Genomic DNA, 25,662 nt, shown 5'->3' with positions numbered 1-25,662 from the left:
GTTACGGAACGGCCCGATGCCTGTCCGTCGGCCACCACGTCGATTCCTGCACGCCGCATAGCCGGCGCGCGTTTCCCCCAAACCGGCCACCTATCAGCGGTTTTCCTCACGCTGCTGTGAGCGGATCTGCTGTGAGCAGCGTGGCGCGAGATTCGGGGCTCCGGTCGTGCACGGTGGGTGCATGACAGAGAAGCAGACGCCGATGTTCAACTGGCGCACCAGAGAACAGCTCTTCGGTCGCCGCGTCCTGGTACTGGACGGCGGCCTGGACGACGACAACGGCACGCTGCTCATGACGCAGCTGCTCACCCTCGCCGCGGAGGATTCCGAAACCCCGATCTCGCTGTGGATCCACTCCCCCGGCGGCTCGGTCCCCGCCATGCTCGCCATTCGCGACGTAATGCGGCTGATCCCCTGCGAAGTCTCCACCCTCGCCCTCGGATTGGCCTGCAGCGCCGGGCAATTCCTGCTCTCCTCCGGCACCCCCGGCCGCCGTTTCGCCCTGCCGCACGCCCGCGTCCTCATGCATCAGGGTTCGGCGGGCATCGGCGGCAGCGCGGTCGAGGTCGAGGTGCAGGCCGACGATCTGCGCTACACCGTGCAGACCGTGCTGGGCCTGATCGCCGCCGACACCGGGCAGCCCTTCGACCAGATCTACGAGGATTCGCTGCACGATCGCTGGTTCACCGCCGAGCAGGCCCGCGAATACGGCTTCATCGACGGCATCGTCGACGACTTCCGCCAGGTCGTTCCCCAGCGTCACAAGGTAGGTATCTCATGACCAGCTACACCATCCCCAATGTGATCGCCTCCTCGCCGCGCGGCGAACGCATCATGGACGTCTATTCGCATCTGCTCACCGAGCGCATCGTCTACCTGGGCACACCCATCGACTCCGGGGTGGCGAACGCGCTGATCGCCCAGCTCCTGCACCTCGACGCCGAGGGGGCGGGCCAGGAGATCAACCTCTACATCAACTGCGAGGGCGGCGACCTGTCGGCCATGCTGGCCATCTACGACACCATGCAGCACATCTCGTCGCCCGTCGTGACGACCTGCGTGGGCCAGGCGATCGCGGTGGGCGCGGTGCTGCTCGCCGGGGGCGCGAAAGGCCGCCGCTCGATGCTCCCGCACGCCCGAATCGTCCTGCACCAGCCCGCGACTCGCGGCCAGGGCACCATCCCGGACCTGATCCTGGTGGCCGATGAAATCGTCCGCATGCGCGCGGAAATCGAAGCCATCCTGACCAAACACACCGGCCAGTCCCCCGAAACGCTCCGCCGCGACACCGACCGCGACCGCGTCTTCACCGCCGAAACCGCCCTGAGCTACGGCCTGGTGGACCAGGTCCTCGGCCCCCGCGACTGACCGAAACAGCCGCCGCCGCAACAGCCCTCGAATCGCCGAGGCTGTTGCGGCACTACGGCGATACCGTCAGGCCGCCAAAGCCAGCAGCACCGGCATGCCCTCGAGGCGCGGAACGGCCACGCTGAGCGAAGCGGCCATCCGCTGACGCCGCAGTTCACCGGCGACCTGCTCGATGAGCCCACCCAGATCGGTGCCGAGCGCACCGGCCAGCGCGGCGATCATCTCGCTCGAGGGTTCCTTGCGTCCGCGCTCCACCTCGGACAGGTACTGCGGCGAGATCCCCGCGCGCGCAGCCGTTTCGGCCAGCTTCTCGCCGTGCTCCTGCCGCAGCGACCGCAAGCGCTCACCGAGCACCTCCCGCCACAGCGGCTCGCGCACGGTGCGCGACGGCGGCACCCGGCGCAAGGCGCGGCGGGGCTCGGCGGTCCCGGACGAGGTGGGTTCCTCGCGCCGGATCGGCTCGGGGACCGCTTCCAGTCTCGGTGCGCGCGCGGCATCCACGCGTCCGCCGGGCAGGGCCTGAAGTCGCGGGTGCTCGGACATCTTCCGAGCCTAAGTCGGGCGGTCCGCACCCGCGCGCTCTTACGCTCTGGGCGTACAAGCCGAACGCGAAAACGACGCACCCCTCCCGGCGAACCGGAAGGGGTGGAAGACAGCAAAGGGCACGGGGGCGACTGCCCCCGAAAGTCCCCGAGGGTTCCGGGCGAACTAGACCCGGCCGATGGCCGCGGCCATCACGCGCACGGCGGAAACCAGTCCGTCGATCAGCTCACCCTGACGGAAGGAGCTGAGGGCGGCGGTGGCGCCGAGCTGGCAGACCCGGTCGTTGGCGCGCTCGGCGACATCGCTGCCGGAACGCACCTCGACGGCCTTGGCATTGGGGTCCACGGCGATGAGCACCGAACGCTCGGCCTCCGGGGTGGCCGGGAACAGCGCGTCCGCGCCGGCGCCGGTGTCCGCGCCCAGATCACCGATGTAGATGTTGAACCGCACCTTGGTGGCGCGGGTCGCCTCGGTGAGCGCATTGTCCATGATCAGCCGCTCGCGATCGGTGAACGGAACCTCGGCGAAGATATCGCCGGCCTCGTGCACACCGGACACGCGCCCGCTGGTGGTGATGGCGTAGCCGTGCGGTAGGTCGGCGGCGTTCACCGCGGGCCAATTAGAACTTGCCACTTGCCCGGCCTCCGATCAGGTCCGCCGCGGCGGATTCGATAGCCGCATGGTTGCCATGCGACGAGTCAGCTCCGTGGTGACCGGCACCGGTCACCTCGTCGGTTGCGCTCCACAGCACCGGCGGCTCGGTCCACTTCTGACCGAGGGAGAAATGGGCCGGCTTCTTGCCGGGCAGCGGCTTGCCGAGGAACGACAACCCGGCGATCACCAGATAGATCGCAAGCGGGATGCCGACATAGATCAGCACTGTCTGGAGAATGCTCACGGCTCAACGGTAATCGATGGGCGAGCGTCTACGACGACCGGTAGCGGACTGTGATCACGTGTCGTTACCAAACGTTTCAGATCAGCCAGGCCGTGGAGTTAGCCGGAAGTTTTCTCGCGCTAATCGGCGCGCTCGCCAGCAACACCTCGCCCGCGGGCAACAGGATCGGGGCATCGGTCGCGTTCAGCACGCACAGCAGCCCGCCCGCACGCCGGAAGGCCAGGCAGCCCGCCGGCGAGCCGTACCACTCCAGCCCCGGACCCGCGAATTCCGGTCTGGTCGCCCGCAATTCGATGGCCATGCGATACAGCGACAGCATCGAGTCGAGGCGCTCGAGCTGCTGTTCCACGGTGACCTGCGCCCACTGCGCCGGGATCGGCAGCCACGGATTCCCGGTGGTGAAACCGAACGGCGGTTGCGCGCCCTCCCACGGCAGCGGCACCCGGCAGCCGTCGCGGCCGCGTTCGGTGTGCCCGGACCGCTCCCAGGTCGGATCCTGCAGCACCGCCTCGGGTAGGTCGTCCACGTTCGGCAGACCCAATTCCGCACCGTTGTAGACGAATACGGCCCCGGGCAGCGCCAGCTCCAGCAGCGCCATGGCCCGGGCCCGCGCCTGCCCCGCCGCGCCGCCGCCGTAGCGGGTGACCTCGCGCTCGATATCGTGATTGGACAGCGTCCAGGTGGGACTGGCCCCGACCTCGGCCACCGCGTGCAGCGAATTGTCCACGGCCGCCCGGATCCTCGTGGCGTCGAAGGCGGTCTCGGCGAGCCGGAAGTTGAACGCCATGTGCAGTTCGTCGGCGCGCAGGTATTCGCCGAAGCGGACATTGTCGTCCACCCAGACCTCGCCGATGGACACCGCGTTCGGGTACTCGTCCATCACTTTGCGCAGGCGGCGGTGGATCTCGTGCACGCCCGGATTGTTGAAGCGCGGGTCGTTGTCGTCGTGCACCAGCATGCGGGTGTCGATGGTGGTCATATCGGGCAGGCCCTCGGGTTTGGCCATGCCGTGCGCGACATCGATGCGGAAACCGTCGATCCCGCGATCCAGCCAGAACCGCATGGTCTGCTCGAAATCGAGTGCGACTTCGGGGTTCTCCCAGTTCAGATCGGGCTGCTCGGGCGCGAAGATGTGCAGATACCACTGCCCCGGTCTGCCGTCGGCCTCGGTGACGCGAGTCCAGGCCGGGCCGCCGAAGATGCTGGGCCAGTTGTTCGGCGGCTGCGCGCCGTCCGGGCCGCGGCCGTCGCGGAAGATGTAGCGGGCGCGCTCCGGACTGCCGGGCGCGGCGGCCAGGGCCTGCCGGAACCACACGTGCTGATCGCTGGTGTGGTTCGGCACCAGGTCCATGGTGACCCGGATCTGCCGGTCGTGCGCCTCCGCGATGACCTCGTCCAGGGCGGCCAGACCACCGAAGAGCGGGTCGATATCGCGCGGATCGGACACGTCGTAGCCGCCGTCCGCCATCGGCGAGCGCATGACCGGGCAGATCCACAGGGCATCCACGCCGAGCAGTTCCAGATAGCCCAGCTTCTCGCGCAATCCACCCAGATCGCCGACGCCGTCGCCATCGGAATCGGCGAAGGAACGCGGGTACACCTGATAGAACACGGCGTTTCGCCACCACGGCGCGGGCTGCGCCGATACGGTCCCCGACCCGGCGGAAATCTCAGTCACAGCCGTAATGGTGCCAAAGCAGACCGACCTGTGCGTGCACCTCCGCGACAGTTGTCCAGATTCAGCAAATCATCAGTAGCCGAGCTGGGAAAACGGAAACCCTCTGGGCTGCTAGGACTTCTGCGAAACGAATTCAGAAGGGCGAGTTCATGAGCGAATTCGCGGCCATCTCGAAGTAATCGAGCAACTGCTTGCGATGCGCGTCGTCGAGCACCTCGGGTTCGATCTCCGCCACCGCGATGTGCATGGCGCGCAACCAGGCGTCACGCTCGATCGGGCCGACCTTGAACGGGTGATGCCGCATGCGCAGCCGCGGATGCCCGCGCTCCTCGCCGTAGGTCCGCGGGCCGCCCCAGTACTGCTCGAGGAACATCCGCAAGCGCCGCTCGGCCGGACCCAGATCCTCCTCCGGATACAGCGGCCGCAGCACCTCGTCGTCCTTCACCTCGCGATAGAAGGCCGCCACGATCCGATCGAACGTCGCCGCACCACCCACCGCCGCGTAGAACGATGTAGCCGTCTCCTGCTCACCCGAAGTCACACGCCCATTCTGCCCGCGCCCGTGAACCCCGGCTCGACACGCCCCCTGCCGCCGAACGCGACAGCTGATTTCGCGACGAGAGGGTACCTCCCCGGGCACGCCCAGAATCGGCTCGGCACCCTCGCAGGCACGGGTTATGGACGGTTAACGGCTCCCAGCCGCCCGCTGAATACGCGGAGAGGCGGGATTGTCATGTCGTGTTCACCCGAATGTGCTGTGCAATGTGCGAAATCACCGTGCAATCTGGTGATATCCATGGTCAACTGGGTGGCAGTCTGCCGAGATACCACACAATCGGACGAATACGAATTCGGGGTATGGCCCATGAAGCAGCGGCACGGCGCTCGCGAAGCGCGGACACATCGACAACTCCAGCCCGCCGACGTCCACAATCGTGGGTCGGGGGCTACTCCGCTGCACATCTTGTCCGAGCATTCTCGTCCCGATCATCACTCGGGTACCCATCCCGAGCATTCTCATCCGGGCCCGGCTCATCCGCCCGAAACTCCCAGCGTGCCCTCGTGGGCCAAGCGTCGCGTCCTGCTGCTGAACGCCACCTACGAGCCGCTCACCGCCCTGTCCGCGCGCCGCGCCATCGTGCTGCTGATCTGCGACAAGGCCGATACGGTGCACGACAATCCCGAAGGCCCGGTGGTGCATTCGGCCGGCACCTCGGTGGCCTTGCCCTCGGTCATCCGACTACGTACCTACGTGCGTGTCCCCTACCGCGCCCGCGTGCCGATGACCCGTGCGGCGCTCATGCATCGCGACCGATATCGCTGCGCCTACTGCGGCGGCAAGGCCGAGACCATCGACCACGTGATCCCGCGCAGCCGCGGCGGCGCGCACTCGTGGGAGAACTGCGTGGCCTCGTGCGCGCCGTGCAATCACCGCAAGGCCGACAAGTTGCTGAGCGAGCTCGGCTGGGCCATCCATCACCCGATGGTCGCCCCCAAGGGCCCGCACTGGCGGCTGCTGTCCTCCAGCTCCGAACTGGACCCGACCTGGCTGCAATACCTCGGCGAGGGCGCGGCGTGATCAGCTGTATTCGCTGACCAGTACCGCCCAGGTGCCCGGTTCCAGGGCGTCGAAGATGTGCGGCATGTCCCCGGGGTAGCAGATGTAGTCGCCGGGCGAGAGTTCGACGGGTGCGTCGGTGGGGCCGACCTTGGCGCGGCCCGCGCAGAGTACGACGTGCTCGACGACGCCGCGGGCGTGCGGCTCGGAGTCGCGCGGATGGCCCGGTTCGGCGGTGAGCCGGTAGACATCGCGGCGGGCGGTGGCCGGTGCCGCCGCCAGGAGTGTGATTCGATACTCTGCCTGGGCGGACGCCAGCGCCGCGCCCTCACCGGCACGGATCACCTGGACCTGCGGACTCGGCGGATCCAGCAGCCGTGAGAAGGGCACGTCCAGCGCCACGCACAGCGCCCACAAGGTTTCGATGCTCGGATTACCGGAGCCCGATTCCAATTGCGACAGTGTGGATTTCGCGATCCCGGCGCGGCGGGCGACCTCGGTCAGCGACAGCCCGGCATTGGCGCGTTCCCGGCGCAGGGCAGCGGCTATCGCCTGTTGCGGCGGCGCGGGCGCAGGGCTTTCGTGCTCGGTCATAACGGCTTCACAGCGTACCGGGCCGAAGACGAAGGTCTTTGACGAACCCGCCCCAATGTGTTCATTATATGAGTCATGCGTTCGATATGGCGAACACTCGATCGGAGTGTACTCACGGGAATCGCGGCGATCTGCCTAGCGGTCGCCATGATCGGCATTTCCTACGGCGCGACGGCCGTCACCGCGGGCTTCCCCGTGTGGCTGCCCGTGCTGCTCAGCACCGCCGTCGTGGCCGGCGGTTCGGAATTCGTCTTCATCGGCATCCTCACCGGCGGCGGCAGCCTGGTCGCCGCCGTGCTGGCGGGCCTGCTGGTCAATGCCCGCCATCTCCCCTACGGCCTGTCCGTGCCCGATGTGGTCGGCACCGGCTGGCGGCGGCTGGTCGCCACCCACGTCATGAACGACGAATCCGTCGCCATGGCCATGGCCCAGCCCGACCGCGATCGCCGCCGCGCCGCCTACTGGCTCTGCGGCCTGGCCGTCCTGGCCGCCTGGCCGCTGGGCGCGGCCCTCGGCGCGGTGCTCGGGTCGATCGTGCCCAACCCCAACGCTTTCGGCCTGGACGCGATCTTCCCGGCGGTCCTGATCACCCTGGTGCTTCCCGCCCTACGCGAACCCCTCACCCGCACAGCGGCTCTCGCCGGAGCCGTCGTCGCGGCCGTCTCCACCCCGTTCCTGGGTGCGGGCCTGCCGGTCCTGCTCGCGCTGACCGCCGTCCTACTGGTCGCGCACCGCGCCGCGCCCGCACCGGCGGAAAACGCGGCGGCGTCGGTCACGGACGAAGCCACGCCGAGTTCGAACGACACGGCGCCGAGCCCGGCTGGAACTTCGCGGCGAGCGTTCGCCGAATCGAACGGCGTGCGCCCATGACGAAGGCACTGCTCCTGGGTGCGTTCGCACTCGCTGTGGGCACGTTCGCTTTTCGCTTCGCGGGTCCGGTGCTGCGCAATCGGGTGAAGGTGTCGCCGCGGGCGGTCCGGCTGATGGAGATCGCCTCGGTTGTGCTGTTGACCGCGCTGGTGGTCACCACGCTGGTGCCGTCCAATCACAGTCCGGTCGGCATCGCCCTGCCCGCGGGCGTGCTCGTGGCCGCCGTCCTGGCCTGGCGGCGGGCTCCGATCCTGGTCGTCCTGCTGGCAGCGGCCGTCACCACCGCGGGATTGCGCTACTTCGGCCTGTCCTGACCGATCCGCTTCAGCGGGTCAGCTGGTCCGCCAGGCGGGTCCAGGCATCCTCGGCGAACTCCTCGCGGTAGGTGTCGCGGCCGGGGTTGAGGAAGGCGTGGGGCGCGGTGTCGTAGACGACGATCTCGTGGTCGATATTGTTCTCGTCCAGGATCTTCGCGATGCCGTCGCGGGCCGGACCGTCGATAAGTCCGTCCGCGCCGCCGAAGAACAGCAGCACGCGGCCGGTGATGCCGGAGCTCAGTTCGATGGTGGGTTCGGGCGTGGAGAGCTGGATGTCGGTGTTGGTCAGCCAGCCGGGGTAGAAGGCGGTGACGGACGCTACCGGGAACTGGGTGGCGGCGTAGTAGGCGGCGTGGCCACCGGCACTGAAGCCGATGATGTGGGTAGCGGTGGCGCCGCGGCGGGTCAATTCGGCTGCGGCGGCAGCGAAATCGGCGCGGACCCCGTCCCGGGTCAGGGTGCGGAGCAGGGCGAGGCCGCGTTCGCGGTCTTCGGGGGTGAAGGCGAGATCCGCGCCGGGTTCGGCGCGGTGGAACAGGTCGGGCAGGATGACGATCGCGCCGAGGGCGGCGAGCCGGTCGGCGGTGGCGCGCATGGTGGGGTGCTGGCCGTAGATCTCGTGTGCCGCAATGACTCCGGGGTAAGCGCCGGCGACGCTGGGGCGGGCGACGTAGGCGCGCACGGGGGTGCCGTCGACGTCCAGTTCGATCCATTCGGTGGTGATGCCGAGACTGGTCATGCCACCGAACGTACTGCGGCAGAAGGGGTCCGGCCAATCGAAAGAACTATGCCGGGCATCGAGATTCCGATGCCCGGCAGGTGGCGTTCGTCAGCTGGTGAGCAGCGGCAGGGCGGAGCCGCGACGGCGGGCCACCGAGCCGTAGCGGGCGTCCAGGCGTAACCAGGTGCGGGCAGCGCGAACCCGGACTATCTCGTCGGCGGAGATACGGCGCGAGTCGGTCTTCTCGCCGCCGTGCGGGATGAAATCCATTGCGGCCAAGGCGAAGACGACCCGCATCGGCACCTCCACCTCTTCGCTGCCACTGGAGACGGTGAGCACCGTCTGATCCAGCAGGGCGGCGGGCGGGCCGTGCGAGGAACCGTGCTCCTGCGCCAATTCCGCGCCCCGCTCGGCCAATTCGACCAGCATGCGGGCGGGGACGTCGTCGACGTGGACGAAGCCGGTTTCCGGGGGCAGCGCGGTGCGCCAGGCCGAATCCATGGCATAGCCGAGACCGAAGGCGCTTCCGGAGCCGGGAGCGTGCAGGCCCGCCAGCACGGTGTCGGCGCCGACCGTCACATCGTCGGTGCCGAGTACGGCCACCACGGTGCGCACCGCCAGGGCCTCGAAACCGGTGGTGGCCCAGGCGGATACGTAGTTCACGCCGCGACGGCGCAGGCGGACCACCGCAGCCGGGTCCAGGCGGATGGCGTGCGAGAGGAAGGTCGCCAGGTTCTCACGTTCCGCGGGGTCGGGAACGTGCAGGGTCAGATCGCTCACGGGTGGCGGGCTCGGCTCAGTCGGCCAGCCACAGCGACAGGTAGTCGCGTTCTTCGGTGGTGAGGCGGCGCAGACGCTGGGTGTCGATGTCGAAGGCGGCCAGCTGGGTCGAGGCGAGCACCGCGGCCGGGGAGGCCGGGTCCGCGCCGGCGGCGCGGACCTCGTAGGCGACGGTGAAGTCCACGGCGCGCAACCGCTCGATCCACATGGACACGTCCAGCGGCGAGTCCTCGTGCCGCAGCTGACCCTTGTACTGCACGTGCAGGTCGGCGAGCACGCAGCCGGACCGCAGGCGCACGGTCGGCCGGTCGTCGGTGAACAGCCACGGAATGCGGGCTTCCTCCAGCAGGGTCACCATGCGGGCATGGTTGATGTGCTGGAAAGCATCCATATCGGACCAGCGCACCTCGACCTTGGTGTGGAAGCGCTTGGGCAGCACCGGGGTCTCCCCCAGTTCCACCAGTTCAGCTTTTCCATGGCCGTTCAGCGAACCGACACTCGTCAACGCGGTACCTCCGATTGCGCACCCACCCCACTCACCATGCTGCGCACCTGCCGCGCCGCAACCGACAGCGTGGCCAGGTCGTGGGTTCCGGACTCGAACAGTTCCGAGAGGGCGCTGCGTGCACGACCCAGGCGGGACTGATTTTTCGACTCCCAGTATGCAATTTTCTCCTCGGCCGTCTCCTCCGGGTCTCCGGCGGAGAGCACATCGAGGGTGAGCGAGCGCAGCGAACCGTACATATCGTCGCGCAGCGCGAGCCGGGCCAGCGCATGCCAGCGGTCACCGCGTTCCAGGTGGCTGACCGCCTGCAACAGCCAATCGATCTTGAGATGGTCGTTGAGCGCGTAGTAGAGCGCACCCACCTCCTCACCCTTGCGATCGGTGATGTCCGCGATATCGATCACATCGAGCAGCGGAAAGAGGTTGAGCAGCCCGTGCACCTCGGTGGCCAGCTCGCTCGGCGCGCCCTGTCCGACCAGGGTCCGCGACTGCTCGTTGAGCAGATCCACGTGGTGCCCGCGCAGCCAGCCCGGCACCTTGGGGCCGAGATTGCGCACGCCCTGGGAGTAGCGATGGATCTCCGCGCCGACCGCGATGGGCTGCGGCCGGTTGTTGAGCAGCCAGCGCGAGGCCCGATCGAGGGTCCGCTTGGTCTCGAGCTCGAGCGCGTCCTTCATGCCGGTGGAGATGTCGGCGGCGCGAATCCGATCCCACACCGAATGCAGGTCGAAGATCTGGGTGGCGGCGGTGAAGGCCCGCACCGCGTCCGAGGCCGTCGCCCCGATCTCCTCGTTGAGCCGGTGCGCGTAGGTGATGCCGCCCAGGTCCACCACTTCGTTGACCAGCATGGTGGTGGTGATCTCGCGGCGCAGCCGGTGCTTCTTGATGGCCGCGCCGAACCGTGAGCGCAGCGGTGTCGGGAAGTACTGCGGCAGCCGCGCCGCGAAGTACGCGGTATCGGGCAGGTCTCCGGCGAGCAGGTCGGCCTTGAGCGAAAGCTTCACGTGCGCCATGAGATTGGACAGTTCGGGCGAGGTGAGGCCGGTGCCCTGTTCCTGGCGCGCCTTCATCTCGATTTCGCCGGGCAGCGCTTCCAGTTCGCGGTCCAGGCCGCGGCGCTCCTCGAGGTCCTCGATGACGCGGGCGTGCACATTGAGCATGCGCGGGGATTCGGCGCGGGACATGCCCATCAGGTAGTTCTGCGAGACATTGTCGCGCAGGACGAGATCCGCGACCTCGTCGGTCATGGAGGCCAGCAGCGGATTGCGGTCCGCCTCGGCCAGCTCACCGCTCGAGACCACACCGTCCAGGAGGACCTTGATATTGACCTCGTGGTCCGAGCAGTCCACGCCCGCCGAGTTGTCCAGGGCGTCGGTGTTCATCTTGCCGCCGTACCGGCAGAACTCGATCCGCCCGTGCGCGGTCGCACCCAGGTTGCCACCCTCGCCGATCACCTTGACCCGCAACTCGTTTCCGTTTACCCGCACCGCGTCGTTGGACTTGTCGCCCACCTCGGCATTGGTCTCGGTCGAGGCCTTGATGTAGGTGCCGATACCGCCGTTCCACAACAACTGCACCGGCGACTTCAAGATCGCCTTGATCAGCTCCGGCGGCGACAACGAGGTCACCTCCGCGGCCAATCCCAAAGCCTCCCGGGCCTGCTCGCTGATCGGCACCGACTTCACGGTCCGATCGAACACCCCACCACCCGCGCTGATCAGCGACCGGTCGTAATCGGCCCACGACGAACGCGGCAACGCGAACATCCGCTCCCGCTCCGCGAAAGACGTCGCCGCGTCCGGAGTCGGATCCAGGAAAATATGCCGATGGTCGAACGCCGCGACCAGACGAATGTGGCGTGAGAGCAGCATGCCGTTACCGAACACGTCACCGGACATGTCACCCACACCCACCACCGTGAAGTCCTGGGTCTGAGTATCGATGTCCATCTCGGCGAAATGCCGCTTCACCGACTCCCACGCACCACGGGCGGTGATACCCATCGCCTTGTGGTCATAGCCGGCCGAACCACCCGAGGCGAACGCGTCACCGAGCCAGAAACCATAGGACTGGGCAACATCATTGGCGATATCGGAGAACGTCGCCGTCCCCTTGTCCGCCGCCACCACCAAATACGTGTCATCGGAGTCGCGACGCAGCACCCGCGCCGGCGGCACCACCGCACCCGTCGCCCGATCCACATTGTCGGTCACATCCAACAACCCGGAAATGAACGTGCGATAGCAAGCGATGCCCTCGGCCTGCAGCGCTTGGCGATCCGCCACCGGATCCGCGGTCGCGGCCGGCGGCTGCTTGACCACGAACCCGCCCTTCGCACCCACCGGCACGATCACCGCGTTCTTCACCGCCTGCGCCTTCACCAGGCCCAGGATCTCGGTCCTGAAGTCCTCCAAACGGTCCGACCACCGCAACCCGCCACGCGCGACCGGACCGAACCGCAAATGCACACCCTCGACCCGCGGCGAATACACGAAGATCTCGAACTGCGGCCGCGGCTTGGGCAATTCGGCGATCTCCTGCGGTTCCACCTTGAACGACAGGTAATCCCGCGGCTGGCCCTCCGCGTCGGTGACGTAGTAGTTGGTGCGCAGCGTGGCCTTGATCAGCCCGAGGATGGCGCGCAGGATGCGGTCGGCGTCCAGGCTGACCACTTCGTCGATGCGATGCCGCACCGCGCCTTCCAGATCGCGGGCGTGCTCGGCATTGGCGGAGTCCGGGTCGAACAGTGCCGTGAACAGGTCCACGAACATGCTCGCCGCTTCCGGATAGGCGAGCAGCACGCGGGTGATATTGGCCTGGCTGTACGGGAATCCGGCCTGCTGCAGGTACTTCGCGTAGGCGCGCAGGATGGACACCGAGCGCCAGTTCAGCCCGGCGCGCAGCACCAGCTCGTTGAGCCCGTCGGCTTCGGCGCGGCCGAACCAGAGCGCTTCGAAGGCCTCGGTGAAGCGCTGCCGCATGCCGCGCACGTGGTCGTCGAGCGCGTCCAGGCGCTGCGAGGACTCCACCAGCTCGGCGTCCATATTGTGGTCCAGCGAACTGCGCAGCAGCTCCGGCCGGGCCAGCAGGCCGAAATCGTAGATCCACTGCTCGGGACCGTGATCGAAATCCAGCTGGTGCGGGCGTTCGTCGATGACCTCGACGCCCAGGCTCTGCAGCACCGGCAGCACCTGGCTCAGCGAAATGCCGGTGCCGCCGATGTAGAGGGTGAACCGCCATGAACCCGGCTCGGAATCGGCCCGGCGGTACAGGTATTGGTCGATGCCGCCTTCCGGCAGGCCCTGCAGCCGCACGATATCGGCCATGGCCCGGCTGGATCCGAAATCCTCCTTGTAGCTTTCGGGAAGGGCTTCGGCATAGCGCTGCACCACCGCCGGATCGAGCACGGTGGAGGTGGCGACGGCGTCGCGCAGGTGGTCGTCCCAGGTGCGGCTGGCCTCGGCCAGCAGGTGCTGGATGCGCAGCCGGTTGGCCTCGGAGGTATCGGCCGCGCCGCCCTGGTCGGGCAGGCGGACGGTGAAATAGACGCTGGCCAAGTCGCTTTCGGAGACCCGGGCCGAGTAGTCGATCGAGTCACCGCCCACCTCCCTCATCAGGATGTCCTGCATTTCCAGGCGCACCCGGGTGGTGTAGCGGTCGCGCGGCAGGTACACCATGCAGGCCACGAAGCGGCCGTAGCCGTCCATGCGCATGAACAGCCGAACCTGGCGGCGCATACCGACATTCAGGACCGCGCTGGCGGTGCGGCGCAGCGTCTCCTCGTCGGAGGAGAACAGTTCGGTGCGCGGGAAGGACTGGATGACCTCGAGCATCTCCTGACCGGAGAAGGAGTCCAGGTCGAACCCGCTGGTCTCGATGATGGAGCGCACCCGGCGCTCGATGACCGGGATGTCCAGGACGTTCTCGTGCAGTGCGTTGACGGTGAAGACGCCGATGAACAGGTGCTCGCCCAAAACCGCACCGGTGTCGTCGATTTCGGCGACGCCGACGAAGTACGGGTAGACGGCGCGGTGCACGGTGGCGGGCACCAGCCCCTGGGTCAGCATGAGCAGCGGCTGGTCGCCGCTGTTGTCGGGGACCCGGAAGTCGGTGCCGACATTGGGGCGCAGCACGCCGAGGCTGCTCGACGGCACGATGGTGGATTTGGCCTGGCCACCGACGTCGGTGCGCTCGTAGCAGGCGTAGCCGAGCACGGTGAAATTACCGTCGGACAGCCAGCCCAGCAGCTGTGCGACATCCTTGAGATCGGTTGCGGAGAACGGGGATACCCCCGAGCTCGCGGCCTTGCCCAGTTCGCCGGCGACCCGGTCCTGGGCGGCGCGCATGGCCTCGGTGTCCTCGATGACGCGGCGCACGTCGGTGAGCACATCGGGCAGCGCGGACTCGATCCGGCGCAGTTGCTCGGCGCTGGTGGCGGGGTGCAGCTGCACGTGCATCCACGATTCACGCAGGCCGGTGGCGCCGTTGCCGTCCACCTCGTGCGGGAGGGCGGTGTCCAGCATGCCGTCGGAATCGCGGGTCACTTCGAAGATGGGGTGCACGATCTCGCTCACGCTGACGCCCATGCGGGCCAGCGAGGAGGTGACCGATTCGACCAGCAGCGGCATGTCGTCGGTGACCATCTGCACGGCGACGCCCAGACCGGCGTCGTCATCGGCGTGGTACACCTGCACGTTCGCGGTGCCGGGTTGGCGGCGCAGCGCGAGATCCACATGGCAGCGGAAGATCTGGGTGGAAGTCGCCGGGATAGCGCAGTCCGCGTCGCCGGCGTCGACGTGTCGGAAATAGGCCTCTTCGAGCGACACGAGATTGCCCCGCAAGGACGCGGGCAAACTCGCAGCCCAGGCCGCGTTGGACAATTCGGACGAGACCGTCATTTCGCCAGCTCCCTCGGATTCGGTTCCGTAACAAAGTGACGCCGGTCCGAGAGTAGCTGGGCGCCGGAGGCCCCGGGCTGAATTCCTCTCAATGCCGCGCCGCGTCGCACACACCGGACAAACCGGACGGTACGGCGGACGCCGCACCCATGCGGAATCGCCAGGTGACGTACGACAAACCTTGCACCAAAACGGTTTTCGCGCAGTCTTGCGTTCGCGAAACCGTTGAGTTCGCTATTGGATAGCCGTTTTCCTGACTACCAGCCGAGACCGGTTCGGGCAAACGGCGAGCCCCCAGCAAACGGCTTTTCGGGCAAGCCGGGAACGACTGCCGCCGTTCCCGCGGGAGCCCAGTTTTCCCGCCGCGGCCGAACGGCTGCCGAGCGGAGGGTGAACTCCCGCCGGGGCCCGATCCAACGATCGGCAACCCCGGCGGGTAGATGATCTATCACCGCGTCCCCCGCGTCATTTCTACGCGAGAGTAACGGCCGATTTCCGCCTAGCCGCGGGTGAGCTTGCGGTGGGTAACCCGGTGCGGGCGAGCCGCTTCCGGACCCAGGCGCTCGATCTTGTTGGCCTCGTAGGCCTCGAAGTTGCCCTCGAACCAGAACCACGCGGCCGGATTGTCCTCGGTGCCCTCCCACGCCAGGATGTGCGTGCAGGTGCGGTCCAGGAACCAGCGGTCGTGGGAGATGACCACCGAGCAGCCCGCGAAGTTCTCCAGGGCGTTCTCGAGCGAGCTCAGGGTCTCCACGTCGAGGTCGTTGGTGGGCTCGTCGAGCAGGATCAGATTGCCGCCCTGCTTGAGGGTCAGCGCCAGGTTCAGGCGGTTGCGCTCACCACCGGAGAGCACCCCGGCCGGCTTCTGCTGATCCGGGCCCTTGAAACCGAACGCCGAAACATAAGCGCGGGAAGGCATTTCCACATTGCCGACCTGGATGAAGTCCAGACCGTCGGAAACCACCTGCCAGACATTCTTGTTCGGGTCGATGCCGGCGCGGTTCTGGTCGACGTAGCTCAGCTTGACCGTGTCGCCGACGCGGACATTGCCGCTGTCCGGGTTCTCCAGGCCGACGATGGTCTTGAACAGCGTCGACTTACCGACACCGTTCGGGCCGATGACGCCGACGATGCCGTTGCGCGGCAGGGTGAACGACAGATCTTTGATCAGGATGCGGTCGCCGAAGCCCTTGTCCAGGTTCTCGACCTCGACGACCACATTGCCCAGGCGCGGACCGGCCGGGATCTGGATCTCCTCGAAGTCCAACTTGCGCATCTTCTCGGCCTCGGCGGCCATTTCCTCGTAGCGGCCCAGACGCGCCTTGTTCTTGGCCTGCCGCGCCTTGGCGCCGGAGCGGACCCAGGCCAGCTCCTCCTTGAGGCGCTTCTGCAGCTTCTGGTCCTTCTTGCCCTGCACCTCGAGGCGCTCGGCCTTCTTCTCCAGGTAGGTGGAGTAGTTGCCCTCGTAGGGAAAGGTGCGGCCGCGGTCGAGCTCGAGGATCCACTCCGCGACATTGTCGAGGAAGTACCGGTCGTGGGTGACGGCCAGGACCGCGCCCGGGTAGGAGGCGAGGAACTGCTCGAGCCACAGCACCGATTCGGCGTCGAGGTGGTTGGTGGGCTCGTCGAGCAGCAGCAGGTCGGGCTTGCTCAGCAGCAGCTTGCACAGCGCGACGCGGCGGCGCTCACCACCGGAGAGGTTGGTGACCGGCTCGTCCGGCGGCGGGCAGCGCAGCGCGTCCATGGCCTGCTCGAGCTGGGAGTCGATATCCCAGGCGTCGGCGTGGTCCAGGTACTCCTGGAGCTGGCCCATCTCCTCCATGAGCTCGTCGGTGTACTCGACGCCCATGAGCTCGGCGACCTCGTTGTACCGATCCAGCTTGACCTTGACCTCGCCGAGGCCCTCCTCGACATTGCCGCGGACGGTCTTCTCTTCGTTCAGCGGCGGTTCCTGCTGCAGGATGCCGACCGTCGCGCCGGGCGCCAGCCAGGCATCACCGTTGTTCGGCTGGTCCAGTCCCGCCATGATCTTCAGTACGCTCGACTTACCGGCGCCGTTCGGACCGACAACGCCGATCTTGGCGCCGGGAAGGAAATTCAAGGTCACATTGTCGAGCACGACCTTGTCGCCATGCGCCTTTCGAACCTTCACCATCTGGTAGATGAACTCAGCCATATCGGCAAGCCTAACTGTGTGTCGTTGCGGGTTCTGCGGCAGTGTCCGCATCCGCCGCGGGGGGTTGAACAGGGTCCGGGCGCTCGGCGCGACCGAAGTGTTTGCGCTGCACCGCAGCTGTGCATCGACCCAGGTCGGGGCCGACCGCTGTGGCGCGCATCTCGAGATCGTTGCGTTCGACCCCGTCCCGGGTGGTGTATTCGCTGGATCTCAGCGAGCCGTAGGCGATAACCGGATCACCCCGGTGCACCGAGGACTCCACGCCGTCGATGAGCCGCCGCCGGCAGCTGACCGTCAGATACATGGTGCCCGCGTCGACCCATTGTCCGGATGTCTGGTCGAAACGTCGACTGGTATTCGCCAGGCGGAAGGCCAGGATCTCCTCCCCCGACGGCAGCTGGCGCCGAACCGGTTCCGTGACAACGTTTCCCACGATGGCTGCTTGGATTTCATACATGAGACGAGGGTCGCGCGGCCACGCTGCCGCCGACAGCCCGTCTCCGGCGAGTGGGGACAACTCGCGGCCTGTGGATGATTACAGCGTCGCCAGATCGGTATTGGCTCCGCACAGCACCACCACCGGCCGCTCCCCCGGCGCCGGCACGTAGGCCCCGCTCTGGATCGCCGCCACCGCCGTCGCGCCCGCGGGCTCCACCACGATCCGGAACTCGCGCCACAGGTACTCCCGTGCCATCACGATGGCATCGTCGGACACCAGCAGCGACCGCACCGAATACCGTTGCGCGACCTCCATCGCGATATCGCCGATCCGGTTGGCGCCCAGTGCATCCGAGGCCACGCTGGAGACGTCCACATCCACCGGATGACCGGCGGCCAGCGCCGCGTGCAGCGTCTGCGCCCCCTGCGGCTCCACCCCGATCACCCGGCCGCGCAAGCCCAGCGCCACCGCGATCCCGGCGAACAGCCCGCCGCCGCCGACGGCGACCAGCACCGGCGGCCGGCCCCGCACCTGCTCCTCGATCTCCAGCCCGACCACGCCCGCACCGGCCACGATCGCGGGCTGATCGAAGGCGTGCAGCTGCATGGCCCCGCGCTCGGCGGCCAGCTGGCAGGCGAATTTGTGCGCCTCGGCGTAAGTCGTTCCGTGCCAGAGCACTTCGGCGCCGTGCGACCACATGGCCGCGACCTTGGTGTGCGGCGCGGATTCCGGCACCACCACCGTGCACGACAGCCCGCGCAGCGCGCTCGCCATGGCGGCGGCGATCCCGGCATTGCCGCTGGAGGCGATGACCACGCCGTCGACCGTTCTGCCCGCCTGCAACAGCGCGTTCAGGGCGCCGCGCACCTTGAACGTGCCGCCGTGCTGCAGGTGCTCCAGCTTCAGCGTGACCGGCACCGGGCCGCGCGGGCCCTGGATATCGGTGTGGAAGACCGGCGTCTTGCGAATCTGCCCGCGCAGCAGCCGCCGGGCCTGGCGCACGTCGGATCGGTACAGCCGCTTGGGTTTTCGGGTCGCCACGGCGACATCACTCACTTACGCACTCCTCGGTCGCGCCGTGCGAGCTCGGCGAACATGGCGTTGTACGCGGTCAGTTCCGCGTCGTCGTCCCGGTCCGCGGCGCGATCCAACCTGGTGGCCAGCCGATTGTCACTGCGCGACCACTGGATGAGCAACGCCAGCATCACCACCACCAGTGGAATTTCACCACTGGCCCAGGCGAGACTACCGCCGGTGTGCTGATCATCGAGCAGATCGCTGTTCCAGCCCAGGCCCAGCCCTCGATAGAACCAGCCACCCAGCACGGTATTCATGCTCATCAGGGCGATGCCGAAGAAGGCGTGGAAGGGCAGAGAACCGAACACCATGCCCAGCTTGGTCAGCGGCTCCACCTGCCGGGGCTTGGGGTCGATGCCGATGACCACCCAGTAGAAGAGGTATCCGCTCGCCAGGAAGTGCACGTTCATCAACAGGTGGGCGCCGTGCGAGCCGACGTACTTGTCGAAGATGCCGCCCAGGTACAGGGCGTAGAACCCGGCCACGAAGAACACCGAGGCGACCACGGGCTGAGTCATGAAGCGCGACACCGGATTGTGCACGGCGGCCAGAATCCATTCGCGCGGGCCCGGGGGCTGGCCCTTGCCGGCGGGCGCGATCGCCCGCAGCGCCAGCAGTACCGGGCCGCCGAGCGCGAACAGGATCGGGGCGAGCATGGACAGCATCATGTGCTGGGCCATGTGCACGCTGAACATGGCCGGGGCGTAGCGGCCGATGCCGGAACTGGTGGCCAGCAGCAGCACCACGCAACCCGACATCCAGGCGATGGTCCGGCCGACCGGCCACGCATCGCCGCGCGCCCGCAGCCGGGCTACGCCGCGCAGGTAGAGGATGGCCGCCACGATGGCGAGCGTGCCGAAGATCAGATCGAAGCGCCAGTCGAACAGGATGCGGCCGACGGTCGGCGGGCCCGCCAGGTTGTAACCGATCTCGACCTCGGCCGGGCTGGGGACCTTGCGTAGCTCCGGCGGCGGGGTGCGGCCGAGGCCAACGGCGAGTCCCACGGTCGCCGCGAAGACCAGCGCCTCGACGCCCGCGAACCGGATCAGCGCCCCGCGATTGCTCGGATCCTTCTCCAGATCCGGCAGGGCGCGCTTCCGCTGGGCGAACCCGATGATGCCGAGCACCACCAGCGCGGCCGTCTTGGCCAGCACCAATCGCCCATAGGTAGTACTGAACAGATCGTCGAACGGCACCCGCACCCACGCGTTGATCACACCGCTGATGGCGATCACCACGAACGAGACCGTGGCCACCGTCGAGAACCGGCGCGCGGCCAGGGCCGTGTACTTGCCTTCCCGCAATGCGTAGGCGAGCACCGCGAACAGCCCGCCCACCCAGGCGCAGGCCGAAAGCAGATGCAGGATGAGGCTATTGGTGGCGATGTCGTGTGCCCCGCCCGAGGACGAATGCCCCGTCAACGCCACCGGCAGCAGTGACAGCACCGACAGCCACAGCAGCACCGGCGTCCATCCCCACCGCAGCGCCAGCCGGCATCCCACCGCCAGCACCAGTACGAAGAACACGGTCGTGCGCCAGGACCCCGCCACATCGACCTGGTCCGCGGCCCGCCACACCGACTCCGGCCGCAGCGAATCCAGGAAAGGTTGCCCGGTGGTATCCGACAAAGTCAGCGGCACCAGCAACGCCGAGGCCCCCGCCCACACCAGCGCCAGGTTCCCCGCCCGCCGCAACGCCCGGAACCCGCCCACATCCAGCAGCCCGTCGGCCTGCGGTGGCACGAAGAACGCCGCGAACAACAACGACCCCACCGTCAAGGCGGCAGCGAGATCAGCAACAGCCCGCACCGCCGGCAACCCGTACGTGGTCAAAGGCCCAGGATCCGGAATCCCCAGCAAACTGAGCGCCTGCGAAGCCGACAACCCCACCACCAGCGCAGCCACCACAGCCGTCACAGCCGTACTGACCGCGGCCACCCCCGCGAACGTCCCCCCAGTCCCCGCCCGGTTCACCTGTACACCAGTGCCTGCGGACGGTTCCTGCGGTGACGACATACGACCCAGGGTAGTTCTCCACACCCGTCCGGACTCCCCTGGGGTTTCCCGTCCCCGAGTCCGCACAACCGCCCCGACGCGCCGAACGGTTGCTACACGCACACCATTACCCGATCTGGACGCTCGCTATACTTAACCCGCTGGACACGGAGATCGATATCGGTCAATGTGTTTGGTGGCCGCATCGCCCCGGCGATGCCCGCAATGCCTCCGTAGCTCAGTTGGATAGAGCAAGGGCCTTCTAATCCCTAGGTCGCAGGTTCGATTCCTGCCGGGGGCACTTTTCATGGGTGACCTGCGCCAAAGCGCGCAGTTACACCTGTACCCAGGGCCCGCGGCGCTCAAACACCCTAAGGACTTTCGGCCGGGGGCCGGTGGGGCTCACCCGATGTTCGAGGTGCAGATGGTGTCCAGGATGAATGGGGGGTTCACCACGTGGGACAGGGTGAGGGGGGCGATGGGGTTGTCGTTCGCTATGCGGTTCGCTTGGTCGATGGCGGCGGTTTCCGCTGCGGCGGGGGTGGGGCCCTTGCCGAAGGTGTAGGCGGGGCGGACGGTGTTCAGTAGGTCTGAGCGGATGTCGAATTCGGCTGCGGCGGCGCACTCGTTGTGGATTCGGGTTACTACGAAGCAGCGGGGGTTCTGGCGTTCGCAGGAGATGAGGGCGGCCTGGTCGGCGGCTTCCTGGGTGGGGTAGTCGACGGCGACGCCGATTCCCGATGCGCCCAGGAAGCCGGCGTCGGTCTGCTCGGCGATCGCTCCGTAGAGATCGCCGGACGCGTGTGCGGTTCCGGCGCCGGCGATTACGAGCATCGCGACAATCGGAACGGTTATTGCCAGCGCGGACTTTACCGACGACGACATGCGATCAACCCCTGAGCCTGGCACCAGTATCGGGAAGATCATGGCGGTAATTCGCCCGCCCTGTCCATCCAGGGAACTCGGGGGCGCCCCAGGGTTCAGTTGTAGAGATAACCTTGCGGCTGTTGACCGTTCGGGCAGGCGAAGGCGGGCAGCAAGCCGGTGCCGTGCGGCGGGACGGTCGTGGAGACCGAGAATTGCGGGCCCATGGGACAGACCTCGGTGGCGAACACGGTCTGCGGCTCGTCGGTGTCGTTGAAACAGGTCGGCCCGGCACAGGTGACGCCCGGGGGAAGAGCGGTGGCGGGGACGGCCGAAACCGCCAGCCCGCCGAACAGCGATACCGCGACTGCCAGGAGAATTCCGTACCGCTTCATTTCCTGCTCCGATCCGATTCACGGGCACAGCGGCCCTGTGGCAGAAATCAGCAACAGAAAACTCAGTTTATCCGGACCGTACGAAGTCAGGATGCCTTGGTGCCGGCGCTGAGGGTCGCCGAGCCGGTGCTCAGGATTTGCAGGACGTTCTGGAAGAAGTCGCAGCCGCCCGGGGCGCCGATGGGATATTCGACGCAGCCGGCGACGGGGGTGGCGGATTCGGGAGCGGCCGATTCGGGGGCCGCTTGAGCGGTGGCGAGCGGGGCCAGGGTCAGCGTTCCGGCCAGCACGGCCACCGCAAATGACTTCTTCATCATCGAAATTCCTTCTGCGTTAAGTCTTTTCAAACTGATCAACTGCCGGGTGGCAGCGGGGATCACGGTATTGAGGCGAGGGGTCGGGTCATAGACCCTGATTTCGTGGCCCCTGCTGGCGGGGGCACTCGAGGAAAGCGGTCGAGTGGAATGCGTTCAGCCGGTGATCAGAGCGGCCGCGTGCTCGCCGATCATCATGGTGGCGGCATTGGTATTGCCGCCGACGATGCTGGGCATGATCGAGGCATCGGCGACGCGCAGTCCTTCGACGCCGCGCACGCGGAGGGTGGGGTCGACGACCGCGTGTTCGTCCACGCCCATGCGGCAGGTGCCGACGGGGTGGTAGACGGTGGTGGCGCGATTGGGGACTTCGGCGGCCAGGGCGGCACGCGTGGAATAGGCGGGGCCGGGCGAGATTTCGGTGTCGACGGCGGTGCGGATGGATTCGGCGGCCATGACCTCCCGGATCAGTTCCATGCCGTGGACGAGGGTGTCGAGGTCGCGGGGTTCGGCGAGGTAATTCGGGTCGATGGCGGGTGGCGCGGTGGGGTCGGCCGAGGTCAGGCGCAGGGTGCCGCGGCTTTGCGGGTAGATCATGGTGACCAGCACGGTGAGGGATCGGCGCGGGTCGGGCGTATGGCGGATGGGCGCGTCCTGATTGGGTCCGGGGTAGCTCCAGGGCAGGACGTGGAGCTGCAGGTCGGGAGCGCCGGTGGCGTAGGGGGTGCGCAGGAACGCGACCGCTTCGAAGACGGTGCGGGCCAGCCAGGTGCTGTTGTTGCGCAGGGACTCTCGCAGCAGCGCGCCGGCGAAGTAGCCCGCCGACGAGCGGTGCACGGCGGTCGGCATGGCGAAACTCATGGGCACGAACAGGTGGTCGTGCAGGTTGTCGCCCACGGGGAGATCGGCCACGACATCGATGCCGAACGCGCGCAGATGGTCGGCGGGGCCGAGACCCGAGAGCATGAGCAGCTGGGCGGAGCCGAAAGCGCCAGCGCTGACGATCACTTCGCGTTCGGCGCGCAACACCTCGACGCCGCGCCCGGTGGTGTATTCGACGCCGGCGGCGCGCCCGTTCTCCACGATTACGCGCAGTGCGCGGGTATTCGGCAACACGGCAAGGTTTTTCGGTCGATCGTCGAGATAGCCGACGGACGTGCTGAATCGCAGGCCATTGCTGTTGCTCTGCTGGAAGAGCGAAACGCCTTCTTGCTCGGCCCCGTTGTAGTCGGGATTGCGTGCGATACCGGCGGTTTCGGTGAGCGCCCGGATGAACGATTCGGAGGCGGGCGTCAGGTCGCGCGCGCGGGTCACCTTGATCGGGCCGGAGCCGCCACGGAATGCACTGGCGCCGTCCTCGAACGATTCGAGTTTCTTGAAACTCGGCAGCACATCCTCATATGCCCAGCCGGTATTGCCCGCCGCGGCCCAGTCGTCGAAATTGCGCCGGTTGCCGCGCACGAACACCATGCCGTTGACCGAACTGGAACCACCGACCACCCGGCCGTGCGTCTGCGGAATCCTCCGGCCCAGGGCGTGCTTCTGTTCGACGGTGTAATGGCCCCAATCGATGCGCTTCTTCAATTGCGGCACGCTGTGCATCGGGCCGATCATTCCGGGTTTGCGCACCAGCCGGGAGTTGTCGCGGCCGCCCGCCTCCAGCAGCGTGACGCGCGCCCCGGTATCGGCCAGCCGGCGGGCGATGATGGCCCCGGCGCTCCCCGAACCGATGATGATGTAGTCCGTCGCCGCCATGACCAGCCCTTCAGCCCAAACTGGAACGTGTTGCGAAAGTACTCGATACCGGCCGCTCGGACGCCCGATTCCGGATAAAACGCGAGATTACTGGCGCGTAGCCATGCCTCCGGGCGCATGCTGAAAAGCAGAGGAGATCGCTTCGCATTTCGGAGGAGGAAGAACATGGTCAGGGTGACAGCGGTGAAACCGAATGGAGAGCATTGGCATCCCCATCCTGGCGACGCCATCGAGGACGAAGGGGAAGTTCCCGCCCTGGTTTTATGCCTGCTCGCCGTCGGAACAGCCGGATTGACCATCACGGCGGCGGCGTCGGGATTCCGGGGTTGGGCGGTGCTGGGGGCGATCGTGACGGCGGCACTGCTGCTCGCGGGCCTGCTCATGATCCGGTTCGAGTACTTCCGCGAATTCCGCAAGGAGCAGCGCGCCGGACGGCACGGCCATAACCCGTTGGTTGCCGGGGAATATCGGCCGGGACAGATCAGTTCGTGGCAGGTGCGGAAGATGCGGGCAGCGCAAGCGCGGTCAGCAGCCCGGTGAGGGCGAGGCCGGCCAGGACCGTCAGGGCCAGCACACCGGCCCGGTCGGGGGCGGTCAGACCGGCGACCAGAATGGTGCCGGCGATGCTGGTGCCCAGGGCGGAACCGAGATTGGAGACAGCGCGCGACAGGCCCGAGATCTCACCCTGCTGATTCTCGGGGAACGCGGACTGCACGACATTGACGGCGGGGGTCAGCATGACGCCCACACCCAGACCGATGATCAGCAGGCCGGGCGTGAAAGCCCACGGGGAGGACCAGATTCGGACCAGCGCGACGAGCGTCACCAGTCCGAGAATGGTCTGGCTGAAGCCCGACCGGATGAGCGTGCGCGCGGGGTGATTGCGGGCCAGGCGGGCGGCGACCAAGGAGCTCAACAGGATTCCGGCGGTGGCCGCGGTGGTGATCAGGCCGGTTTCGATGGCGTTGTAGCCGCGGACGACCTGCAGGAAAGTGGCCACCACGAACGAGATGCCCATGAGCAGCAGCCATTGCAGACCCTGAATGACCAGCGCCAGATTCGAGGTGCGGTTGCGGAAGAGCGCGAGCGGCAGCAGCGCCGGGCCGCCGGAGCGTTCGCGGGCGCGCAGGTGCAGCAGGCACAGGCCGAGCAGCGCCAGCCCGGCGCCCATCAGCACCATGGTCGCGGCAAGGCTGTTGTCCGCCTGCATGATTCCCAATACCAGGCTGATCATGCCGGTCGCCGACAGCACGGTGCCGACCATGTCGAACGGGTGGCGGGCGTCGGCGGGCAATGGGTCCTCCAGACCGCGGCTCCAGACCGCGATCGCCACCACGATGACCGTCTGGAAGAGGAACACCGCGCGCCAGGACACCGTCGTCGAGATCAGCCCGCCGATCAGCGGCCCGGCCGCCGCCCCGACCCCGCCCATGCCGGTGATCAGCCCGAAAGCTCCGGCGCGCGCGGCGGTATCGGTGAACATGAGGGTGGCCAGGATGTATACCGGCGGGATGAGCAGCGCGGTGCCGACGCCCTCCAGGATCGAATTGCCGAAGATCAGCATGCCCAGCCCGGGCGCGGCCGCACTCGTCAACGCCCCTGCCGCATAGACGAACAGCCCGAGCCGGAAACAGCGCACCCGCCCCCAGCGTTCGGTCAGCGCCCCGCCGGGAATCATCAGCGCCGCCATCACCACCAGGAACACGGTGATGGCCAGCTGCACCCCGGCGACCGTGGTGTGCAGGTCGGCGCTGATGTCGGTGATCATCACGTTCATGCTGGAGCCGGCGAAGCTGCAGATGAACTGGGCCAGCGCGAGGGGTGCCAACATGTTTCGCATGCCCGCGACCCAACTCCGCTACCGCCGCCGCGTCCTCATCCGTCACGGATGACGCGGCGGGCAACCTCGATGCCGGAG

The 25,662-nt window shown here is 67.5% G+C and carries 25 protein-coding genes and 1 tRNA gene; 7 read left to right on the top strand and 19 right to left on the bottom strand.

What is annotated here, in order from left to right; genetic code table 11:
• Positions 1 to 181 precede the first annotated feature (181 nt).
• Positions 182 to 781, top strand: a complete 600-nt coding sequence (locus LTV02_RS38060) for a ClpP family protease (protein WP_233036322.1) — start codon at positions 182 to 184, stop codon at positions 779 to 781.
• On the top strand, positions 778 to 1,368 hold the full coding sequence (locus tag LTV02_RS38055; protein WP_067721618.1) for a ClpP family protease: 591 nt from the start codon (positions 778 to 780) through the stop codon (positions 1,366 to 1,368). The genes LTV02_RS38060 and LTV02_RS38055 overlap by 4 nt, the downstream gene beginning before the upstream one ends.
• 66 nt (positions 1,369 to 1,434) lie before the next feature.
• On the opposite strand, the gene LTV02_RS38050 is transcribed toward LTV02_RS38055, so the two are convergent.
• The 5 genes from LTV02_RS38050 to LTV02_RS38030 all read right to left on the bottom strand — a co-directional run bounded on the left by LTV02_RS38050 (position 1,435) and on the right by LTV02_RS38030 (position 5,028).
• Complete coding sequence (locus LTV02_RS38050; RefSeq protein WP_084535982.1) at positions 1,435 to 1,911, bottom strand: helix-turn-helix domain-containing protein; 477 nt, start codon at positions 1,909 to 1,911, stop codon at positions 1,435 to 1,437.
• 165 nt (positions 1,912 to 2,076) lie between these two features.
• A complete protein-coding gene (locus LTV02_RS38045) occupies positions 2,077 to 2,544 on the bottom strand; it encodes a DUF5130 domain-containing protein (RefSeq protein ID WP_067721619.1) in 468 nt (155 codons plus the stop codon).
• On the bottom strand, positions 2,531 to 2,809 hold the full coding sequence (gene ctaJ / locus LTV02_RS38040; RefSeq protein ID WP_067721620.1) for an aa3-type cytochrome oxidase subunit CtaJ: 279 nt from the start codon (positions 2,807 to 2,809) through the stop codon (positions 2,531 to 2,533). The genes LTV02_RS38045 and ctaJ overlap by 14 nt, the downstream gene beginning before the upstream one ends.
• Positions 2,810 to 2,885: 76 nt before the next feature.
• The gene (locus LTV02_RS38035; protein ID WP_408639450.1) at positions 2,886 to 4,478 is read right to left on the bottom strand and encodes a glycoside hydrolase family 13 protein; all 1,593 of its coding nucleotides are present in this window, start codon (positions 4,476 to 4,478) and stop codon (positions 2,886 to 2,888) included.
• A 142-nt stretch (positions 4,479 to 4,620) separates the two neighbouring features.
• Complete coding sequence (locus tag LTV02_RS38030; protein ID WP_233036320.1) at positions 4,621 to 5,028, bottom strand: globin; 408 nt, start codon at positions 5,026 to 5,028, stop codon at positions 4,621 to 4,623.
• A 324-nt stretch (positions 5,029 to 5,352) separates the two neighbouring features.
• On the opposite strand from LTV02_RS38030, the gene LTV02_RS38025 reads away from it, so the two are divergent.
• Positions 5,353 to 6,066 carry an HNH endonuclease gene (locus LTV02_RS38025; RefSeq protein ID WP_233036319.1) on the top strand — a complete coding sequence of 238 codons (714 nt, stop codon included), beginning with the start codon at positions 5,353 to 5,355 and terminating at the stop codon, positions 6,064 to 6,066.
• Here the strand turns inward: LTV02_RS38025 and LTV02_RS38020 are convergent, their stop codons facing one another.
• A complete protein-coding gene (locus tag LTV02_RS38020; RefSeq protein WP_233036318.1) occupies positions 6,067 to 6,639 on the bottom strand; it encodes a helix-turn-helix domain-containing protein in 573 nt (190 codons plus the stop codon).
• A gap of 147 nt (positions 6,640 to 6,786) precedes the next feature.
• Between LTV02_RS38020 and LTV02_RS38015 the strand changes: the two genes are divergently transcribed.
• Positions 6,787 to 7,509 carry an AzlC family ABC transporter permease gene (locus LTV02_RS38015; RefSeq protein WP_332909551.1) on the top strand — a complete coding sequence of 241 codons (723 nt, stop codon included), beginning with the start codon at positions 6,787 to 6,789 and terminating at the stop codon, positions 7,507 to 7,509.
• Positions 7,506 to 7,823, top strand: coding sequence for an AzlD domain-containing protein (locus LTV02_RS38010; RefSeq protein WP_233036316.1), 318 nt, complete (start codon positions 7,506 to 7,508; stop codon positions 7,821 to 7,823). The genes LTV02_RS38015 and LTV02_RS38010 overlap by 4 nt, the downstream gene beginning before the upstream one ends.
• A 10-nt stretch (positions 7,824 to 7,833) precedes the next feature.
• Here the strand turns inward: LTV02_RS38010 and LTV02_RS38005 are convergent, their stop codons facing one another.
• The 8 genes from LTV02_RS38005 to LTV02_RS37970 all read right to left on the bottom strand — a co-directional run bounded on the left by LTV02_RS38005 (position 7,834) and on the right by LTV02_RS37970 (position 20,437).
• Complete coding sequence (locus LTV02_RS38005) at positions 7,834 to 8,565, bottom strand: dienelactone hydrolase family protein (protein ID WP_233036315.1); 732 nt, start codon at positions 8,563 to 8,565, stop codon at positions 7,834 to 7,836.
• Positions 8,566 to 8,655: 90 nt separating this feature from the next.
• Positions 8,656 to 9,327 carry a hypothetical protein gene (locus LTV02_RS38000; RefSeq protein WP_233036314.1) on the bottom strand — a complete coding sequence of 224 codons (672 nt, stop codon included), beginning with the start codon at positions 9,325 to 9,327 and terminating at the stop codon, positions 8,656 to 8,658.
• Between the two features lie 16 nt (positions 9,328 to 9,343).
• Positions 9,344 to 9,718, bottom strand: a complete 375-nt coding sequence (locus tag LTV02_RS37995) for an acyl-CoA thioesterase (protein WP_084535997.1) — start codon at positions 9,716 to 9,718, stop codon at positions 9,344 to 9,346.
• Between the two features lie 110 nt (positions 9,719 to 9,828).
• Positions 9,829 to 14,730: an NAD-glutamate dehydrogenase gene (locus tag LTV02_RS37990; protein ID WP_233036313.1), complete on the bottom strand. Its 4,902-nt coding sequence runs from the start codon at positions 14,728 to 14,730 to the stop codon at positions 9,829 to 9,831.
• 499 nt (positions 14,731 to 15,229) lie between these two features.
• Positions 15,230 to 16,906 carry an energy-dependent translational throttle protein EttA gene (ettA, locus tag LTV02_RS37985; protein WP_067721627.1) on the bottom strand — a complete coding sequence of 559 codons (1,677 nt, stop codon included), beginning with the start codon at positions 16,904 to 16,906 and terminating at the stop codon, positions 15,230 to 15,232.
• A 10-nt stretch (positions 16,907 to 16,916) separates the two neighbouring features.
• Entirely contained in the window at positions 16,917 to 17,423 is a 507-nt protein-coding gene (locus LTV02_RS37980) for a single-stranded DNA-binding protein (RefSeq protein WP_233036312.1), read from the bottom strand.
• An 18-nt stretch (positions 17,424 to 17,441) separates the two neighbouring features.
• Positions 17,442 to 18,401, bottom strand: coding sequence for a threonine/serine dehydratase (locus tag LTV02_RS37975; protein WP_233036311.1), 960 nt, complete (start codon positions 18,399 to 18,401; stop codon positions 17,442 to 17,444).
• On the bottom strand, positions 18,398 to 20,437 hold the full coding sequence (locus LTV02_RS37970; protein ID WP_233036310.1) for a cytochrome c oxidase assembly protein: 2,040 nt from the start codon (positions 20,435 to 20,437) through the stop codon (positions 18,398 to 18,400). Before LTV02_RS37970 ends, LTV02_RS37975 begins: the two co-directional genes overlap by 4 nt.
• 206 nt (positions 20,438 to 20,643) lie before the next feature.
• Between LTV02_RS37970 and LTV02_RS37965 the strand changes: the two genes are divergently transcribed.
• Positions 20,644 to 20,717, top strand: a tRNA-Arg gene (locus tag LTV02_RS37965).
• 101 nt (positions 20,718 to 20,818) lie between these two features.
• Here the strand turns inward: LTV02_RS37965 and LTV02_RS37960 are convergent.
• The 4 genes from LTV02_RS37960 to LTV02_RS37945 form a co-directional block, all read right to left on the bottom strand.
• Complete coding sequence (locus tag LTV02_RS37960) at positions 20,819 to 21,250, bottom strand: DUF4189 domain-containing protein (protein WP_233036309.1); 432 nt, start codon at positions 21,248 to 21,250, stop codon at positions 20,819 to 20,821.
• A 146-nt stretch (positions 21,251 to 21,396) separates the two neighbouring features.
• The gene (locus LTV02_RS37955) at positions 21,397 to 21,675 is read right to left on the bottom strand and encodes a hypothetical protein (protein ID WP_233036308.1); all 279 of its coding nucleotides are present in this window, start codon (positions 21,673 to 21,675) and stop codon (positions 21,397 to 21,399) included.
• A gap of 86 nt (positions 21,676 to 21,761) precedes the next feature.
• Positions 21,762 to 21,989, bottom strand: coding sequence for a hypothetical protein (locus LTV02_RS37950; protein WP_233036307.1), 228 nt, complete (start codon positions 21,987 to 21,989; stop codon positions 21,762 to 21,764).
• A 156-nt stretch (positions 21,990 to 22,145) separates the two neighbouring features.
• Complete coding sequence (locus LTV02_RS37945; RefSeq protein ID WP_233036306.1) at positions 22,146 to 23,744, bottom strand: GMC family oxidoreductase; 1,599 nt, start codon at positions 23,742 to 23,744, stop codon at positions 22,146 to 22,148.
• Positions 23,745 to 23,927: 183 nt separating this feature from the next.
• Here LTV02_RS37945 and LTV02_RS37940 point away from each other — a divergent pair, with 183 nt between their 5' ends.
• On the top strand, positions 23,928 to 24,284 hold the full coding sequence (locus LTV02_RS37940) for a hypothetical protein (protein WP_233036305.1): 357 nt from the start codon (positions 23,928 to 23,930) through the stop codon (positions 24,282 to 24,284).
• Here LTV02_RS37940 and LTV02_RS37935 read toward each other — a convergent pair.
• Entirely contained in the window at positions 24,226 to 25,584 is a 1,359-nt protein-coding gene (locus tag LTV02_RS37935) for an MFS transporter (protein WP_233036304.1), read from the bottom strand. The two genes, LTV02_RS37940 and LTV02_RS37935, sit on opposite strands and share 59 nt — an antisense overlap.
• Positions 25,585 to 25,662: the final 78 nt, after the last annotated feature.

This window comes from Nocardia yamanashiensis (genome assembly GCF_021183565.1).
GTDB classification, from domain to species: domain Bacteria; phylum Actinomycetota; class Actinomycetes; order Mycobacteriales; family Mycobacteriaceae; genus Nocardia; species Nocardia yamanashiensis.
Note: the sequence above shows the minus strand (reverse complement) of the source record. Positions and strands in the feature narration are given on the sequence as shown.

Excerpts from the sequence above, each read along its gene's own strand:
- LTV02_RS38060 (WP_233036322.1), top strand. The coding sequence starts at position 182 with ATGACAGAGAAGCAGACGCCGATGTTCAACTGGCGCACCAGAGAACAG.
- LTV02_RS38055 (WP_067721618.1), top strand. The coding sequence starts at position 778 with ATGACCAGCTACACCATCCCCAATGTGATCGCCTCCTCGCCGCGCGGC.
- LTV02_RS38050 (WP_084535982.1), bottom strand. The coding sequence starts at position 1,911 with ATGTCCGAGCACCCGCGACTTCAGGCCCTGCCCGGCGGACGCGTGGAT.
- LTV02_RS38025 (WP_233036319.1), top strand. The coding sequence starts at position 5,353 with ATGAAGCAGCGGCACGGCGCTCGCGAAGCGCGGACACATCGACAACTC.
- LTV02_RS38020 (WP_233036318.1), bottom strand. The coding sequence starts at position 6,639 with ATGACCGAGCACGAAAGCCCTGCGCCCGCGCCGCCGCAACAGGCGATA.
- LTV02_RS38015 (WP_332909551.1), top strand. The coding sequence starts at position 6,787 with ATGATCGGCATTTCCTACGGCGCGACGGCCGTCACCGCGGGCTTCCCC.
- LTV02_RS38010 (WP_233036316.1), top strand. The coding sequence starts at position 7,506 with ATGACGAAGGCACTGCTCCTGGGTGCGTTCGCACTCGCTGTGGGCACG.
- LTV02_RS38005 (WP_233036315.1), bottom strand. The coding sequence starts at position 8,565 with ATGACCAGTCTCGGCATCACCACCGAATGGATCGAACTGGACGTCGAC.
- LTV02_RS37995 (WP_084535997.1), bottom strand. The coding sequence starts at position 9,718 with ATGGATGCTTTCCAGCACATCAACCATGCCCGCATGGTGACCCTGCTG.
- LTV02_RS37990 (WP_233036313.1), bottom strand. The coding sequence starts at position 14,730 with ATGACGGTCTCGTCCGAATTGTCCAACGCGGCCTGGGCTGCGAGTTTG.
- ettA (WP_067721627.1), bottom strand. The coding sequence starts at position 16,906 with ATGGCTGAGTTCATCTACCAGATGGTGAAGGTTCGAAAGGCGCATGGC.
- LTV02_RS37970 (WP_233036310.1), bottom strand. The coding sequence starts at position 20,437 with ATGTCGTCACCGCAGGAACCGTCCGCAGGCACTGGTGTACAGGTGAAC.
- LTV02_RS37960 (WP_233036309.1), bottom strand. The coding sequence starts at position 21,250 with ATGCTCGTAATCGCCGGCGCCGGAACCGCACACGCGTCCGGCGATCTC.
- LTV02_RS37955 (WP_233036308.1), bottom strand. The coding sequence starts at position 21,675 with ATGAAGCGGTACGGAATTCTCCTGGCAGTCGCGGTATCGCTGTTCGGC.
- LTV02_RS37950 (WP_233036307.1), bottom strand. The coding sequence starts at position 21,989 with ATGAAGAAGTCATTTGCGGTGGCCGTGCTGGCCGGAACGCTGACCCTG.
- LTV02_RS37945 (WP_233036306.1), bottom strand. The coding sequence starts at position 23,744 with ATGGCGGCGACGGACTACATCATCATCGGTTCGGGGAGCGCCGGGGCC.
- LTV02_RS37935 (WP_233036304.1), bottom strand. The coding sequence starts at position 25,584 with ATGCGAAACATGTTGGCACCCCTCGCGCTGGCCCAGTTCATCTGCAGC.